This window comes from Blastococcus sp. SYSU DS0616 (assembly GCF_054051015.1).
The window spans coordinates 91,839-107,246 of record NZ_JBJHAJ010000009.1 but is presented as its reverse complement, the minus strand read 5'-3'; the positions used below and the strand labels follow the sequence as shown (position 1 = coordinate 107,246).

The following is a 15,408-nucleotide window of genomic DNA, read 5'->3' as shown; positions in this document are numbered from 1 at the left end:
CAGGTCCTTCCCTGCGGGTGACCTGCGCGTCTCAGCGCAGGGGGTGCCCGGTCCCCGGCGGACCGGCCCGGAGGGCGGGTGCGCGTCAGGAGACAGGTCGAGAGGTGCGAGGCGGATCAGCGGCGAAGAGGTTCGGACATCTGCTTCGGCCCCGCGCGAGGCTCACCCGAGTGGGCGGCTACGCCGTGAGCCTAGTCGCAGCTCACGGGCAGGACAACACCGGATGATCTCGGCGTGTTCCCCGTTATCGAGACGATACCTGGCGCACGGGGCGGTCGACGCGCGCCCCCGTCGGGTCCACCTCGAGCGGCAGCACCGACCAGTTCCCGGGAACCAGCGCGGCGATCTCCTCGATCTCCTCGGCCCCGGCCGCCCGGTCGTCGCTCCGCACCGTCCGCCGGCCCAGCACCAGGACCGACGGCCCCGCGCCGGAGACGACCGCCGCGTGCCCGGCCTCGCGCAAGCGGTCGATCAGCGCGAGGGTGCCCGGCATCGCCGCGGTGCGCTGCCGCTGGTGCAGGCGGTCCTCGGTGGCCTCGAGCATCGAGGTGCCCGAGGTCAGGGCGTGCACCAGCAGCGCTGACCGGCCCGCATTGAAGGCGGCGTCGGCGTGCGGCACGACGTCCGGCAGCAACCCGCGGGCCACCTCCGTCGACAGCGTCGCGTCCGGCACGAGGACCACGGGGAGCACGTCCTCGTGCACGGGCAGGCTGTCCGCGCCGACACCCCGCTCACCGGTCCACGACAACGTCAGCCCGCCGAGCAGGCAGGCGGCGACGTTGTCGGGGTGACCCTCCAGCTCGGTGGTGAGCCGCAGGACGGCGTTCCCGTCGACCGTGTCGACGTCCGGGCACAGCGACCAGGCCCCCAGGACCCCCGCGACGACGGCCGCGGCGGAGGAGCCCATCCCCCGGCCCTGCGGGATCGCGTTCTCGGCGACCACCCGCAGGCCCGGTGGCGTCCAGCCCAGCTCGGCGCAGGCGGCGCGGAAGGCGCGCACCACCAGGTGCGACTCGTCGGTGGGCAGCTCGCCCGCACCGGTGCCCTGCACCTCGACCGACAGCCCGCCGGGCTCGACCGCGAAGGAGACGTGGTCGTGGCGGGTCAGCGCCAGGCCGGCGCAGTCGAACGCCGGCCCGAGGTTCGCGCTGGTCGCCGGGACGCGGATCGTCACCCGGTCGGGGTCGAGGACGCTCACAGCCCGAGCTGCGCCGCGGCGGCCGCGGCGTCGACCGGCACGGTCAGCGGCGCCGGCGCGCCGGAGATCGCCCACTCCGGGTCCTTGAGACCGTTCCCGGTGACGGTGCAGACGATCCGCTGGCCGGGCTCGAGCTCCCCGGCGTCGGCCACCTGGAGGAGGCCCGCGACCGACGCCGCCGACGCCGGCTCGACGAAGACCGCCTCGCTGCGGGCCAGCAGCCGGTAGGCCGACAGGATCGCCCGGTCTGTGACGGCGTCGATGCGCCCGCCGGACTCGTCGCGCGCGGCCAGCGCCTTCGTCCACGAGGCGGGGTTGCCGATGCGGATGGCGGTGGCGATGGTGCTCGGGTTCTCCACCACCTGGCCGGTGACGATCGGAGCCGCGCCGGCGGCCTGGAAGCCCCACATGCGCGGTGTGCGCGTGGCGGGGCCGTCGTCGGCGTACTCGCGGTAGCCCTGCCAGTAGGCGGTGATGTTGCCGGCGTTGCCCACCGGCAGGCAGTGGATGTCCGGGGCGTCGCCGAGCACGTCGACGATCTCGAAGGAGGCGGTCTTCTGCCCCTCGATCCGGTACTGGTTGACGCTGTTGACCAGGCTGACCGGGTAGTCGATCGCCAGCTTGCTGGCCAGCGCCAGGCAGTCGTCGAAGTTGCCGTCGACCTGCAGCAGCTTGGCGCCGTGCACCAGCGCCTGGGCCAGCTTGCCCATCGCGATCTTGCCCTGGGGCACGAGGACGGCGCAGGTCATGCCGGCGCGGGCGGCGTAGGCCGCGGCGCTCGCGCTGGTGTTGCCGGTGGAGGCGCAGATGACCGCCTGCGCCCCTTCCTCGAGCGCCTTGGTGATGGCCATCGTCATCCCGCGGTCCTTGAAGGAGCCGGTGGGGTTCGCCCCTTCGACCTTGAGGTAGACGTCGCAGCCGGTGCGCCGCGACAGCTCGCGCGCCGGCACCAGCGGGGTGGCGCCCTCCTGCAGCGTGACCACCGGGGTCGTGCCGGAGACCGGCAGGCGGGACCGGTAGGCCTCGATGAGACCGGGCCAGCCCGGGGACACGACCGACGACGAGACCGTCATGACAGACCCTCCACGCGCAGCACGCTGGTGACGCCCCGGACCGCGGGCATCTCCCGCAGCGCGGCGATGGTGGCCGACAGCGCCGCGTCCGGGGCGCTGTGGGTCACGATGACCAGCGTCGCGGCGTCCCCGCGGCCGGTCTGCCGGACCGTGGAGATGCTCACGCCGTGCTGCGCGAACTCCTGCGCGACGGCGGCGAGCACACCCGGCTTGTCGGCCACGTCGAGGCTGACGTGGTAGCGCGTCGGCGTCTCGGCCATGGGACGGACGGCGAGGTCGGCGTAGCCGGTGGGGCCCTGGCCCGAGGCGCCGGCCACGCGGTTGCGGGCGACGGCGACGAGGTCCCCCAGGACGGCGCTGGCGGTGGGCTCTCCCCCGGCGCCCTGGCCGTAGAACATCAGCTGCCCGGCCGCCTCGGCCTCGACGAAGACGGCGTTGAACGCGCCGCCGACGGAGGCGAGCGGGTGGGCGGTCGGGATCATCGCCGGGTGCACCCGGACGGCCACCGAGTCGCCGTCGCCGTCGGTGGCGGGCACGCGCTCGCAGATGGCCAGCAGCTTCACCGTGCAGCCGATCTCGGCGGCGCGGGCGACGTCGCTGGCGGTCACCGTGGAGATGCCCTCCCGGTGGACGTCCGCGGCCGAGACCGGCGTGTGGAACGCCAGCGAGGCGAGGATCGCGGCCTTCGCGGCGGCGTCGAAACCGTCCACGTCGGCGGTCGGGTCGGCCTCGGCGTAGCCCAGCTCGGTGGCCTCGGCCAGCGCCTCGCCGAAGCCGGCGCCGGTCTCGGCCATCCGCGACAGGATGTAGTTGGTCGTCCCGTTGACGATGCCCACGATGCGGGACAGCTGGTCACCGACCAGCGACTCGCGCAGCGGCCGCAGGATCGGGATCGCCCCGGCCACCGCGGCCTCGTAGTAGAGGTCCACCCCGGCCTTCGCGGCCGCGGCGTGCAGGGCGACGCCGTCCTCGGCCAGCAGCGCCTTGTTCGCGCTGACCACCGACTTGCCCGCCTCGAACGCCGCCAGCATCAGCGAGCGCGCCGGCTCGATGCCGCCGATCACCTCGACGACGAGGTCGACGTCGTCGCGGGTCACCAGCCCGTGCGCGTCGGTGGTGAGCAGGTGCGCCGGGACGTCGGGGTGGTGCGCCGGGCGGCGCACGGCGACGCCGGCCACCTCCACCGGGCGGCCGATCCGCGCGCCGAGGTCGTCGGCCTGCTCCTGCAGCGCCCGCAGCACCGCGCCGCCGACCGTCCCGCAGCCCAGCAGGGCCACCTTGAGGGGTCCGTTCACGAGGTCGCTCCCGCGGGGTGCTCGGGCGCCGGCTGGTCGATGGCCGGCGAGGGGGCAGGGCGGTCGGCGAGGACCGCGTCGAGGGCGAACACGTCCGACAGTGTCTGACGTCGCACGATCTCCCTGGCGGCGCCGTCCCGGACGGCGACCACCGGGGGCTTGAGCAGGTAGTTGTAGTTGCTCGCCATCGACCAGCAGTAGGCGCCGGTGGCGGCGACGGCGAGCAGGTCACCCGGCTGGACGTCGGAGGGCAGCCACAGGTCCCGGACCAGGATGTCGCCGCTCTCGCAGTGCTTCCCGACCACCCGGCACAGGGCCGGCGGGGCATCGGAGACGCGGTTGGCCAGCACGCACGTGTAGGCCGCGTCGTACAGGGCGGTGCGGATGTTGTCGCTCATCCCGCCGTCGACCGACACGTAGTTGCGCACCTGGGGCGCGCCCGGGGCCCCGCTCGCGCCGAGCCGCACCGGCTTGATCGTGCCGATCTCGTACAGCGTGACCGTGCCCGGGCCCGCGATCGCACGACCGGGCTCGACCGCCAGGCGCGGCACCGGCAGCCCCAGCTGGGCGCACTCGGCGGCGACGACGGCGCGCAGCCGGGTCGCGACGTCCACCGGGCTGACCGGGTCGTCCTCGGCCAGGTAGGCGATGCCGAAGCCGCCGCCGAGGTTGAGCTCGGGAAGCACCTGACCGGTGGCCTGGTGCACCTGCCCCATCAGCCCGACGACCCGGTGCGCCGCGGCCTCGAAGCCGGCGGTGTCGAAGATCTGCGACCCGATGTGGCTGTGCAGGCCGGTCAGCCGCAGCGCGGGCTCGCGGATGACCCGCACCGCCGCGGTGAGCGCGTCACCGGTGGCCAGGGAGAAGCCGAACTTCTGGTCCTCGTGCGCGGTGGCGATGAACTCGTGGGTGTGCGCCTCGATGCCGACCGTCGCGCGGATCAGCACCGGCACCGGCGTCCCGCCATCGGCGACCCGCTTCTCGGCGAGCGGCACCAGCCGGTCGATCTCGTCGAAGGAGTCCAGGACGACGTGCCCGATGCCGGAGTCGACGGCCAGCTGCAGCTCGACCAGGGACTTGTTGTTGCCGTGCAGCGCGATCCGCTCCGCGGGGAAGCCGGCCGCCAGGGCCAGCGCCAGCTCGTTGCCGCTGCAGGCGTCCAGGTGCAGGCCGTCATCGGCGATCCACCGGGCCACCTGGCCGCAGAGGAACGCCTTGGAGGCGTAGTGGACGTCGGCGTCGGCGAACGCCCCGGCGAACTCCGCGGCGCGCCCCCGGAAGTCGTCCTCGTCCAGGACGAACAGCGGCGTCCCGTGCGCGCGGGCGAGATCGGTCACCGGGCGGCCGCCGAGGTGCAGCTCGCCGTCGACCCGCCGCGCCGTCCGGGGCCAGACGTGCGGGTCGAGCGACCCGAGCTCGGCCGGCGGCGCGCCGGCGGCCGTCGGCGGGGTGATGGTCCCGTGCAGCGGCCCTGCGGGGTGGGCCCGCATCACATGCGCTCCGGCGCGGTGACGCCGAGCACCCCGAGGCCGTTCCGCAGCACCACCGCGGTCGCCGCGCACAGCCACAGCCGGGCGGTGGTGAGCGGGGTGGTCTCCTCGTCGCCGCGGGGCAGCACCCGGCAGGCGTCGTAGAAGCGGTGGTAGGTGCCGGCCAGCTCCTCCAGGTAGCGGGCCACCCGGTGCGGCGCGCGCAGCTCGGCGGCGGAGGTGAGCACCCGCGGGAACTCGCCGATCGCCCGCAGCAGGTCGTTCTCCCGCTCGTGCACCAGGGCGGCGCCGTCGACATCGGCCGCCTCGCCCAGCGCGATCCCGAGGTCGGCGGCGTTGCGCAGCACCGAGGAGATGCGGGCGTGCGCGTACTGGACGTAGAAGACCGGGTTGTCGTTGGTGCGCCGGCTCCACAGGTCGACGTCGATGTCGATCTGCTGGTCGATCGAGGCACGTGCCAGGGCGTAGCGCGCCGCGTCCACCCCGATGGCGTCGACGACGTCGCTGAGCAGCACGATCGTCCCTGCCCGCTTGCTCATGCGGACCGGGGCACCGTCGCGCACCAGGTTCACCAGCTGGCCCAGGACGATCTCCAGGTTCGCCTCGGGATCGTCGCCGGTCGCCGCGACGAGCGCCTTGTAGCGGCCGACGTAGCCCGAGTGGTCGGCCCCCAGCACGATGACGACCCGGTCGAACCCGCGGGCCCGCTTGTCCAGGTAGTAGGCGCAGTCGGAGGCGAAGTAGGTGGTCTCGCCGTCGGCCTTGACCAGCACCCGGTCCTTGTCGTCGCCGAAGTCCGTCGTCCGCAACCAGACCGCACCGTCGGCCTCGTAGACGTGGCCCTGCTCCCGCAGCCGGGCGAGCGCCTTGTCCAGGGCTCCCGACCGGTGCAGCTCCCGCTCGCTGAACCAGACGTCGAACTCGACACCGAGGTCGAGCAGCGACTGCCGGATCTCGGTCAGCATCAACTCCATGCCGCGCTCGCGGAAGACGTGCAGCTGGGCGGCGTCGTCGCGGTCCAGCACATCCGGTTCGGACATGCGGATCTGCTGGGCGATCTCGTCGATGTAGGCGCCGGCATACCCGTCCTCGGGCACCGCCCGCCCGTGGGCCGCGGCCTGCAGGCTGCGGCCGAACCGGTCGATCTGCGCGCCGGCATCGTTGATGTAGTACTCGCGGGTCACCTCGGCGCCGGCGGCCTCCACCAGCCGGGACAGCGCATCCCCGATGGCGGCCCACCGGGTGTGCCCGATGTGCAGCGGGCCGGTCGGGTTGCCCGAGACGAACTCGACGTTCAGCCGCTGCCCGGCGAGGGCCCCGGTGCGCCCGTACGCGTCCCCGGCGGTCACGGCCTGGACGGCGATGAGGCCGAGCGCGCCCTGGGCGAGCGTGATGTTGAGGAAGCCCGGCCCGGCGATGTCGACGCCGGCGATACCCGCGTGCGTGCGCAGCTCGGCGGCCAGCAGGTCGGCGACCTCACGCGGCGGGCGACCGGCGGGCTTGGCCAGCCGCAGGGCGACGTTGGTGGCGTAGTCGCCGTGCTCGTGGTTGCGCGGCCGCTCGACGACGACCTCCGCGGGGACATCGACGGGCAGCGCGCCTCGCTCGACGACCGCGGCCACGGCGGTACGAACGACGTCCTGAAGCTGCTCCGGTGTCACCCGGCGAGCGTACTGACCGGCTTCCGGTGGCCCGCCGGGCCGCCCGGCTCCCAGCTTCCGCACAGGCGCGCGACCTAGACTCGCCCGCGGTGAGCGGGGCCTACCCGCGCGCCGGAACGCAGCGGCGCGGATGCGCCCCGTAACGAGGAGAGGCCTTGGCCAAGGACCGCACGCCCGACAAGAGCCGAGCCAGCGGTGGTGGGGCCACCCGGTCCGGTGGGCGGGCGACCGGTGGCCGCACCCGGCCGCCGACGCAGGTCGTGGCACAGCAGCGGCCGTGGGGGCTGATCGCCGCCGCGGTGGCGGTGGTCGTCTTCGCCGCGGCCGTCATCACCTGGGCCGTCGTCCAGGTGCGGGCGGCAGACGCCTCGCGCGTGGACTCGATCGACGAGATCGCCGGCGCGCAGACCTACGAGTACGAGGGCGGCCTGCACAACGACGGCCCCATCGAGTACAGCGAGTCCCCGCCGGTCGGCGGCGAGCACGCCAACCTCTGGGCCGACTGCACGGGCACCGTCTACGACGTCGACATCCGGCACGAGAACGCGGTGCACAGCCTGGAGCACGGCGCGGTGTGGATCACCTACAACCCCGACGAGGTCTCCGATGCGGACGTGGAGAAGCTGGCCGAGCTGGTCGACGGCGTCTCCGGCCGGATCCTCTCGCCGTACGAGGGGCAGGACACCCCGATCAGCGTCCAGTCGTGGGGCCACCAGCTGAAGGTCGACAGCGCCGACGACGAGCGGATCAAGCAGTTCGCCGACCTCATGACCTACAAGCCGGACAGCTTCCCGGAGCCCGGCGCCACCTGCGAGAGCCCGACCTTCCTGGCCGACCCGCTGCTGGAGAGTGCGGACGCAGGCGCGACGTCCGACCAGTGACCGCCGCCGTCCACCGGGAGGTGACCCCGTGACCGCGCCCCACCGCTCGCCCACCCGCGGCCTGCGCACCGCCCTGCTCGCCGTCATCGCCGTCGGGCTGGTGCTGCTCGGCGGCGGGCTCGCCGTGGCGCTGGGCATCGGGCGGGGCACGCCCACGCCGGCCGCCGACTCGGTCGACGCCGGTTTCGCCCGGGACATGTCCCGGCACCACCTGCAGGGCGTCGAGATGGCCAACCTGGTCGACGAGCGCAGCGACGACCCCGAGCTCGAGCACCTGGCCTTCGACATCTCGGCCGCGCAGACCAACCAGGCGGGGCGGATGCAGGGCTGGCTGGCGCTCTGGGGGCTGCCCCAGTCCGGCGAGCCCATGACGTGGATGCCCGCGGACGAGCACGCCGGTCACGACATGGGCGCCATGGACACCGCCGCGGACATGCCCGGCATGGCGTCCACGGAGGAGCTGGCGGAGCTGCGGAGCCTGTCGGGCACGGAGTTCGACGTCCGGTTCCTCCAGCTGATGATCCGCCACCACCAGGGCGGCTTCGACATGGCCCGCTACGCGGCCGAGCACGCCGATGTGGAGGCCGTGCGCGACCTCGCCCGGTCGATCGAGCAGGCGCAGGGCGTGGAGACGACGACGATGACGCGGATGCTCACGGCCCGGGGCGGAACCCCCCTCCCCGAGCCGTGACCCGCGGCGCAGGAGCCGCCGCACGGGGCGGGGTCGGGGGCTGGTAACTTCTCCCCTGCCCCACCACCGAGCCCCCGTAGCTCAGGGGATAGAGCACCGCCCTCCGGAGGCGGGTGCGCAGGTTCGAATCCTGCCGGGGGCACCACCAGCCGCTGACCGTCGCCCGCGTGGACCGACCGTTGGCCGCGGACGAACAGCGGGAGAGGCCCCACCGGCCCCGGAGACGGGTGCCAGCGGGGCCTCTCGCGCGTTCCGGACGGGCCGACGCCGCCGCGCGACGCCACGGGCGTGCCGGCTCACTCCTCCCCGGAGAACCGGTACACCACGTCCTCGACCGAGTCGGTCGCGAAGGCGTACACGAAGCGCAGCGGCTCCTCCGCGGTGTTCCGGATGCCGTGCTCGGCGTTCCCGGGGATGAAGACGGCCGACCCGCCGGCCACGGGGTGCTCGACCCCGTCCAGGACGACGACCCCGGTGCCAGCGATGACGTGGTAGACCTCGGCCTGGATGTGCCGGTGCCGACCGAGCCAGCCGGCGGGGGGCAGCTCGGCGAGGCCGGTGTAGAGCGAGGACGTCGGCGTCCGGTCCCGGCTGATCAGCACCTGGAAGGCGACGTGGCCCCGGACCGGGTCGTCCCACACCTCGGTCTCGGCCTCGGCTGCGGTGCGCACCACGGGTTCCATGCCACCGGGCTGCCCCGGGAGACGCCGGCGCAACCCCGTTCGGCGGTGCGGCGCGGCCCCGTGCTCGCCCCGCGGCCGGTCGGGAGGACGGCTCCAGGTGCCGACGACCAGGACGCTGGGGATCAGGACCCGGACCGCGGCCCGGCCCGCTAGAGTCCGGGCGTTCGACGTGGCCCCAGTTCTGGCACCTCCCGCCGACGGCCCATCGGGACCGGTGTTCGAGGTGCTCGCAGGATCGGCAGACCACCACGCAGGAGGTCAGATGAGCACGACAGCGGGAGACGGCACCCCGCAGACGCACGAGGAGCGCCGGCGCGGCGCGTTCAGCTCCCGCCGCGTCTTCATCCTGGCGGCGATCGGCTCGGCGGTCGGGCTCGGCAACATCTGGCGGTTCCCCTACGTCGCCTACGAGAACGGCGGCGGCGCCTTCCTGCTGCCCTACCTGGTCGCGCTGCTCACCGCCGGCATCCCGTTCCTCCTGCTCGACTACGCGATCGGCCACCGCCACCGCGGCTCCGCGCCGCTCTCCTTCGCCCGGCTGCGCCGCGGCACCGAGGGGCTCGGCTGGTGGCAGGTGGGCATCTGCTTCGTCATCGCCGTCTACTACGCCGCGGTGCTCGCCTGGGCGCTGCGCTACACCCTCTTCTCGCTCGACCAGGCCTGGGGCGCCGACCCGGAAGGCTTCTTCTTCGGCGAGTTCCTGCAGGCCGGTGACGTCGAGGTCACCGCCGACGTGGTGCCCGGGGTGCTCGTGCCCCTGGCGCTGGTCTGGCTGGCCGTCCTCGTGATCATGGCCCTCGGCGTCCAGCGCGGGGTCGGTATGACGTCGCTGGTCCTGATCCCGGTGCTGGTGCTCGCCTTCGCCGCCCTCGTCGTGCAGGCGCTGCTGCTGCCGGGCGCGGGCGCGGGCCTCGACGCGTTCTTCACGCCGGACTGGTCGGCGCTCACCTCGGCCCCCGTCTGGGCCGCCGCGTTCGGCCAGATCTTCTTCTCGCTGTCGGTCGGCTTCGGCATCATGATCACCTACGCGTCGTACGTCCGCCGCCGCGAGGACATGATCGGCTCCGGCCTCGTCGTGGGCTTCTCGAACTCCAGCTTCGAGCTGCTCGCCGGCATCGGCGTGTTCGCCGCCCTGGGCTTCATGGCCCAGGCGAGCGGGGACGCGGTCGGCGACGTGGTCGACGGCGGGATCGGCCTGGCCTTCATCGCCTTCCCCACGATCATCAGCGAGGCGCCGGCCGGCGCCCTCCTCGGCGTCCTGTTCTTCGGGTCGCTCGTCGTCGCCGGCATCACCTCGCTGATCAGCGTGATCGAGGTGGTGATCTCGGCGGTCCGCGACAAGCTCGACACGAGCCGCCTCACCGCGACCCTCGCGGTCGGCGTGCCGGCCGCGGTGCTGAGCCTGGTGCTCTTCAGCACGACGAGCGGCATCTACGTGCTCGACGTCGTCGACCGCTTCGTCAACCAGTACGGCATCCTCGTCGTGGCGCTCGTCAGCATGCTGGTCGTCTCCTGGCTGGTGCGGGCTCTGCCCCGTCTCAGCGAGCACCTCAACGTCCACGGCCGGCCGCGGGTCGGCACCGGCTGGCGGGTGCTGACCAGCGTCGTCGCCCCGGCGGGCCTGGCCATCGTGCTCGTCTTCACGGTGCGAGAGGACCTCACCGCGCCCTACGGGGCCGGGGACTACCCGACGTGGCTGCTGCTGGTCTTCGGCTGGTTGATGGCTGTGGCGCTCCCGCTGGTCGGCTTCCTCCTCGCCCGGCTGCCGTGGCGCTCCGGGACCCACCTGGACGGGCCGCCACCCGGCTCCGACCCCGCGGCGCCGCTGCACGCGACCTCCGCGGCGGACCCGAACCGCCCGGGAACCGGGCACGACGAGGGAGGCCGGCGATGAGCGCCGAGGCGATCGCGATGATGGTGGTGGCGATGGTCGTCATCTGGGGCGGCCTCGTGCTGGCCGTCGCCAGCCTGCTGCGCCACGGGAACGTCGAGGACCGCGCCGAGAACGGGCACCGGGACCGCTGACCCGGCGCACACGGCAGGCCTGACAGCCCCTCGCCCGCCCGGGCCGCGACCTGAGTGCCGGACGGCTGCACTAGCGTCCGTTGCATGGAGACCAGCGGCATCCACATGGCCCGGGTGGGCGATCTCGAGCTCGCCTACGAGACGTTCGGCGAGACGGCGGATCCGCCGGTCCTGCTCGTCATGGGGCTGGCCACCCAGATGATCGGCTGGCCCGACGACTTCTGCCGCGGCCTGGCCGAGCAGGGGCTGTTCGTCATCCGCTTCGACAACCGCGACATCGGGCTGTCCACCCACCTCGACGGCGCCGGCGCCCCGGACGTCCTGGCGATCCTCGGCGGCGACCGCTCCTCGGTCGCGTACTCGTTGACCGACCTCGCCGAGGACACCGTCGGCCTGCTCGACACCCTCGGCCTCGACAGCGCGCACGTCGTCGGCGCCTCGATGGGCGGGATGATCGCCCAGCTGGTGGCCATCTCCCACCCCGACCGGGTGCGCAGCCTTACCTCGATCATGTCGACCACCGGCGACCCGGCCGTGGGCGCCCCGGACGAGGCCGCGATGGGGGTGCTCCTGGCCGCACCGGCGGGCGACCGCGAGGGCGCGATCCAGCGCGTCGTGGACACCTACCGGGTGATCGGCTCTCCTGGCTTCGAGTTCGACGAGGCCGCGGTGCGCGACCGGGCCGGGCTCTCCTTCGACCGGGCGTACGACCCGGCCGGCGTGGCCCGGCAGCTGGCCGCCATCCTCACCACGCACGACCGGACCGCCGACCTCGCCCGGGTCGCCGTGCCCACCCTCGTGATCCACGGCGAGCAGGACAGCCTGGTGAACGTCTCCGGCGGTCGCGCGACGGCTGCGGCGGTCCCGGGGGCGGAGCTGCTGGTCGTCGACGGCATGGGCCACGACCTGCCGCGCGAGGTCTGGCCGCAGCTCACCGACCGGATCACCGCGCTGATCGAGCGCGTCGAACGCCGAGCGTGACCACCGCTCCGGCGGCCCTACCGGTGACCGGCGGAACCGCATAGCGTCGGACAACTGTGAACTGGGTCACCATCGAGGTCTTCGACGGCGGCACCCCCGCCTCGGGATGGCTGCGCGCCTGGCACGACCTGCTCGTCGAGACGGCGGTGACGTCCGGCGCCCGGTTCTGGGACGAGCACGAGCACCGCTGGGGCGTCGTCCTGGAGTTCGTCTTCGACGAGGAGGGCCAGCGCGACGGCTTCCGCGACGCACCGGCGGTGCGGGCGGCGCTCGACGCCGCGCCCGACCCGGTCAACGGCGTCCTGGTCTACCCGCACCGGGGCGGCGGGAGCGGCAGCCGCCACCCCCGCCGCCCGCGACCGCTGCGCGACAGCGGGGCGGCCGCGCTGCCGGAACCGGACCCCGACGCCGACCGGGTCCGCCCGTGCACCGCCCGCGCCGACCTCGCCGCCGCGGACCCGTCGCTCAGCTGGTGAGCATCCCGCCCTCGACCGGGATGGTGGTGCCGGTGACGTACCCGCCGGCGTCGCTGACCAGGAAGACCAGCGCAGCGGCGAGTTCCTCGGGCTCGCCCTTCCGCCCGACGAGGACCCGGGACAGCTGCGACTCCAGGTAGCCCTCGGGGTACTGGTCGGTCATCTCCGAGGTGAAGAACCCCGGCGCCAGCGCGTTGACGCGGATGCCCTTGCGCCCGGTCCACTGCTGGGCGAGGTCACGGGTCAGCCCGATCAGCCCCGCCTTGCTCGCGGCGTAGGCCGCCTGCGGCAGGCCGGCCGTGGTCAGCCCCAGCACGCTGGAGATGTTGACGATGGAGCTGCCGGGCTGCATCACCCGGCCGCAGGCCTGGGCCATCCAGTAGCAGCCGTTGAGGTTGACGTCGATGACCTGCCGGAACTGCTCGGGCGTCTCCCTGGTCGCCGGCGCGGCGGTGCCCACACCGGCGTTGTTCACCAGGATGTCGACCTTGCCGAACTCCGCCACGGCCGCGTCGACGAGGGCCTGGCAGTCCTCGGGCCGGGACACGTCGGTGGCCACGCTGATCGCGCGCCGCCCGGCCGCCTCCACCGCGCGCTGGGTGTCGGCCAGCCGGTCGACCCGGCGGGCCCCCAGGGCGACGTCGCAGCCGGCCTCGGCCAGGGTGCGGGCGAAGACCGCCCCCAGCCCGGAGGACGCCCCCGTCACGATGGCGACGCGGTCGTCGAGGCGGAACAGGTCGAGGATCGAGCGGTCGGGCATGAGCGGGGATCTCCTCGCAGACGATGGGGTGTCCCGCCACCGTATCGGCCGTGTGCGGTAGATCACCGGTCGAGCCGGGTAGGGGCGCTGGGTCCAGACACCGGGCACAGGGAGACCGACCATGACCGACCTCGCGCAGCAGCCGCTCGACCGCGCGGCGCCGGCGACCGGGGAGCGCCGGTGAGCGCCCCGATGTGGCGACAGGCCTACGACGCCGCCGAGCGCGCGATCGCGCCCCGGGCCGACGACCTGGTCCGCAGCGAGTACTTCTCCCTGGCCACCGCGCTGCTGCGTCGCGCGCAGACCGTCGCGGGCAGTTCCGTCCGGGACCTGAGCGCGCGCGCCTGGCACCTGGTCAACCTGCCCGCGGGCAGCGACATCAGCCGGCTGCGCGCGCAGATCGGCTCCCTGGACCGCGAGGTGCGCCGGCTGACCATCCAGCTGGAGCAGGAGCGGCGACGCGGCTCTCCGTCGCGCCCCGGCCCGGCCCGAACGACGACCGCCCCGACCACGGAGGACAGCGATGCCGACGGTGCCCAGCCCGCAGACGGTGCTCGACCGCGTCCGGCGCGACGTCGAGCGCAACACCCTGCGCGCCCGTAACGGCATCAAGCTCGTCGCCGGCGTCGACCGGCCCGGTGTCGGGCAGACCCCCAAGGACGTCGTCTGGCAGCGGGGCCGCACCCAGCTCTGGCACTACCGCAACGACCCCGACCCCTATGGCGGCGTCCGCTACGGGCCACCGCTGCTGATCGTGTTCAGCATGATCAGCAAGAGCTACATCCTCGACCTGACGCCCGGCAACAGCTTCGTGGAGCAGCTGCTGAAGGCCGGTTTCGACGTGTACATGCTCGACTGGGGCGAGCCCGACGAGCGCGACGCGGGCAACGGTCTCGAGGACTACGTCGACGACTACATCCCCGCCGGGGTCGACCGCGTCCTCGAGCTCTCCGGCGCCGACGAGGTCAACCTGTTCGGCTACTGCTTCGGCGGGAACCTGGCCCTGCTCTACGCCGCGCACCACCCCGACGCGCCGCTGCGCAGCCTCACCGTGCTGGCGACACCGGTCGACTTCCGGCACATGGGGCCGCTCGCCGACATCTTCGCCGTCGGCGGGATGGACGTCGGCTCGGTCCTCGACGCGGACGGCAACGTCCCGCCCTCGGTCGTCGTCCAGGGTTTCCGGGCGCTGACCCCGACGGCGGAGGTGACCCGCTACGTCACCCTGTGGGAGCGGCTCTGGAACGACGAGTACGTCGCCTCCTACCAGGCGATGACGGGGTGGTCGGACGACCACGTGCCCTTCCCCGGCGCCGCCGCGCGGCAGACGGCGGAGATGCTGGTGCGGAACAACGGCATGGTCGACGACCGGCTCGCCGTGGGTGGGGACCCGGTGCACCTCGCCGACATCCAGGTGCCGTTCCTGACCGTGCGGGCCAACCGCGACCACATCGTGCCGCCGGACGCCACCGCACCGCTGATCGACCTGGTCGGCTCCCCCGACAAGCACGAGCTCTGCCTCGACGCCGGACACATGGGGCTGGTCGTCGGGCGCACCGCGGCGAAGACCACGGTGCCCACGATCATCGACTTCGTCCGCCGGCGCAGCGACCCGCTCGACGCCGACGAGACCAGCCAGGAGGCCTGACGTGACGGTGGTGGAACTGGGACCCGATCGCTGCGACGCGCTGCTGCGGTTCTTCGGTGACCTCCCCGAGGGAGACCTGACCTTCATCAAGGAGGAGGTCACCGACCCCGAGACCGTCCGTTCGTGGGCGACCGGTGACTCCGCCGGCGGCCGCTGGGTGGCGGTCGAGGGCGACGAGGTGACCGGTTACGTCGCCGTCCGGCCGCTGCCGGGCTGGTCGGACCACGTCGGCGAGGTCCGCCTGGTCGTCGCCCCGTCCCGCCGCGGCAGCGGGCTCGGGCGGGAGCTGGCCCGGCAGGCCCTGGTCGGCGCGGTCTCCTCGGGGCTGTCGAAGCTCGTCGTCGAGGTGGTCGCCGAGCAGGGGGCGGCGCTGGCGCTCTTCAGCGACCTCGGCTTCAGCGGTGAGGCCCTGCTGCGCGACCACATCCGCGACCGCAGCGGCGAGCTGCGCGACCTGATGGTGCTGGCGCACCACGTGTCCGACACGTGGGCGGGCATGGACACCGTCGGTATCGCCGACGAGCTCGGGGCCCCCGCCGGCTGACC

General features: G+C 73.7%; 16 protein-coding genes and 1 tRNA gene. 10 read left to right on the top strand and 7 right to left on the bottom strand.

The window, feature by feature from the left end; translation table 11 throughout:
* Positions 1-244: 244 nt before the first annotated feature.
* From thrB to argS, 5 genes are read right to left on the bottom strand one after another with little or no spacing between them, the layout of a single operon-like run.
* Entirely contained in the window at positions 245-1,198 is a 954-nt protein-coding gene (thrB, locus tag ACI79K_RS09190; RefSeq protein WP_456589225.1) for a homoserine kinase, read from the bottom strand.
* The gene (gene thrC, locus ACI79K_RS09185; RefSeq protein ID WP_456589226.1) at positions 1,195-2,271 is read right to left on the bottom strand and encodes a threonine synthase; all 1,077 of its coding nucleotides are present in this window, start codon (positions 2,269-2,271) and stop codon (positions 1,195-1,197) included. The genes thrB and thrC overlap by 4 nt, the downstream gene beginning before the upstream one ends.
* Positions 2,268-3,566 (bottom strand): homoserine dehydrogenase, encoded by a 1,299-nt coding sequence (locus ACI79K_RS09180; protein ID WP_456599556.1) that lies wholly within the window; start codon positions 3,564-3,566, stop codon positions 2,268-2,270. The genes thrC and ACI79K_RS09180 overlap by 4 nt, the downstream gene beginning before the upstream one ends.
* Entirely contained in the window at positions 3,563-5,056 is a 1,494-nt protein-coding gene (gene lysA / locus ACI79K_RS09175; protein ID WP_456589228.1) for a diaminopimelate decarboxylase, read from the bottom strand. The genes ACI79K_RS09180 and lysA overlap by 4 nt, the downstream gene beginning before the upstream one ends.
* Positions 5,056-6,717: an arginine--tRNA ligase gene (argS, locus tag ACI79K_RS09170; protein ID WP_456599555.1), complete on the bottom strand. Its 1,662-nt coding sequence runs from the start codon at positions 6,715-6,717 to the stop codon at positions 5,056-5,058. The genes lysA and argS overlap by 1 nt, the downstream gene beginning before the upstream one ends.
* A gap of 155 nt (positions 6,718-6,872) precedes the next feature.
* Between argS and ACI79K_RS09165 the strand changes: the two genes are divergently transcribed.
* The 3 genes from ACI79K_RS09165 (at position 6,873) to ACI79K_RS09155 (ending at position 8,434) form a co-directional block, all read left to right on the top strand.
* The gene (locus ACI79K_RS09165) at positions 6,873-7,598 is read left to right on the top strand and encodes a DUF3105 domain-containing protein (RefSeq protein WP_456599554.1); all 726 of its coding nucleotides are present in this window, start codon (positions 6,873-6,875) and stop codon (positions 7,596-7,598) included.
* A gap of 28 nt (positions 7,599-7,626) precedes the next feature.
* Positions 7,627-8,289, top strand: coding sequence for a DUF305 domain-containing protein (locus tag ACI79K_RS09160; RefSeq protein ID WP_456599553.1), 663 nt, complete (start codon positions 7,627-7,629; stop codon positions 8,287-8,289).
* A 70-nt stretch (positions 8,290-8,359) separates the two neighbouring features.
* A tRNA-Arg gene (locus ACI79K_RS09155) sits at positions 8,360-8,434 on the top strand.
* Positions 8,435-8,585: 151 nt separating this feature from the next.
* Here the strand turns inward: ACI79K_RS09155 and ACI79K_RS09150 are convergent.
* Positions 8,586-8,972, bottom strand: a complete 387-nt coding sequence (locus ACI79K_RS09150; RefSeq protein ID WP_456589232.1) for a cupin domain-containing protein — start codon at positions 8,970-8,972, stop codon at positions 8,586-8,588.
* A 262-nt stretch (positions 8,973-9,234) separates the two neighbouring features.
* Between ACI79K_RS09150 and ACI79K_RS09145 the strand changes: the two genes are divergently transcribed.
* From ACI79K_RS09145 to ACI79K_RS09130, 4 genes are all read left to right on the top strand, one after another.
* Positions 9,235-10,866 (top strand): sodium-dependent transporter, encoded by a 1,632-nt coding sequence (locus ACI79K_RS09145; protein WP_456589233.1) that lies wholly within the window; start codon positions 9,235-9,237, stop codon positions 10,864-10,866.
* Positions 10,863-10,997: a methionine/alanine import family NSS transporter small subunit gene (locus ACI79K_RS09140; protein ID WP_456589234.1), complete on the top strand. Its 135-nt coding sequence runs from the start codon at positions 10,863-10,865 to the stop codon at positions 10,995-10,997. Before ACI79K_RS09145 ends, ACI79K_RS09140 begins: the two co-directional genes overlap by 4 nt.
* Positions 10,998-11,081: 84 nt before the next feature.
* Positions 11,082-11,978 carry an alpha/beta fold hydrolase gene (locus tag ACI79K_RS09135; RefSeq protein ID WP_456589235.1) on the top strand — a complete coding sequence of 299 codons (897 nt, stop codon included), beginning with the start codon at positions 11,082-11,084 and terminating at the stop codon, positions 11,976-11,978.
* Between the two features lie 56 nt (positions 11,979-12,034).
* A complete protein-coding gene (locus tag ACI79K_RS09130; protein WP_456589236.1) occupies positions 12,035-12,454 on the top strand; it encodes a hypothetical protein in 420 nt (139 codons plus the stop codon).
* On the opposite strand, the gene ACI79K_RS09125 is transcribed toward ACI79K_RS09130, so the two are convergent.
* Complete coding sequence (locus ACI79K_RS09125) at positions 12,444-13,214, bottom strand: SDR family NAD(P)-dependent oxidoreductase (RefSeq protein WP_456589237.1); 771 nt, start codon at positions 13,212-13,214, stop codon at positions 12,444-12,446. The two genes, ACI79K_RS09130 and ACI79K_RS09125, sit on opposite strands and share 11 nt — an antisense overlap.
* A 180-nt stretch (positions 13,215-13,394) precedes the next feature.
* Here ACI79K_RS09125 and ACI79K_RS09120 point away from each other — a divergent pair, with 180 nt between their 5' ends.
* From ACI79K_RS09120 to ACI79K_RS09110, 3 genes are read left to right on the top strand one after another with little or no spacing between them, the layout of a single operon-like run.
* Complete coding sequence (locus tag ACI79K_RS09120; protein WP_456589238.1) at positions 13,395-13,817, top strand: hypothetical protein; 423 nt, start codon at positions 13,395-13,397, stop codon at positions 13,815-13,817.
* The gene (locus ACI79K_RS09115; RefSeq protein WP_456599552.1) at positions 13,738-14,862 is read left to right on the top strand and encodes an alpha/beta fold hydrolase; all 1,125 of its coding nucleotides are present in this window, start codon (positions 13,738-13,740) and stop codon (positions 14,860-14,862) included. Before ACI79K_RS09120 ends, ACI79K_RS09115 begins: the two co-directional genes overlap by 80 nt.
* Position 14,863: 1 nt before the next feature.
* Positions 14,864-15,406 (top strand): N-acetyltransferase family protein, encoded by a 543-nt coding sequence (locus ACI79K_RS09110; RefSeq protein ID WP_456589240.1) that lies wholly within the window; start codon positions 14,864-14,866, stop codon positions 15,404-15,406.
* The last annotated feature ends 2 nt before the right edge of the window (positions 15,407-15,408 follow it).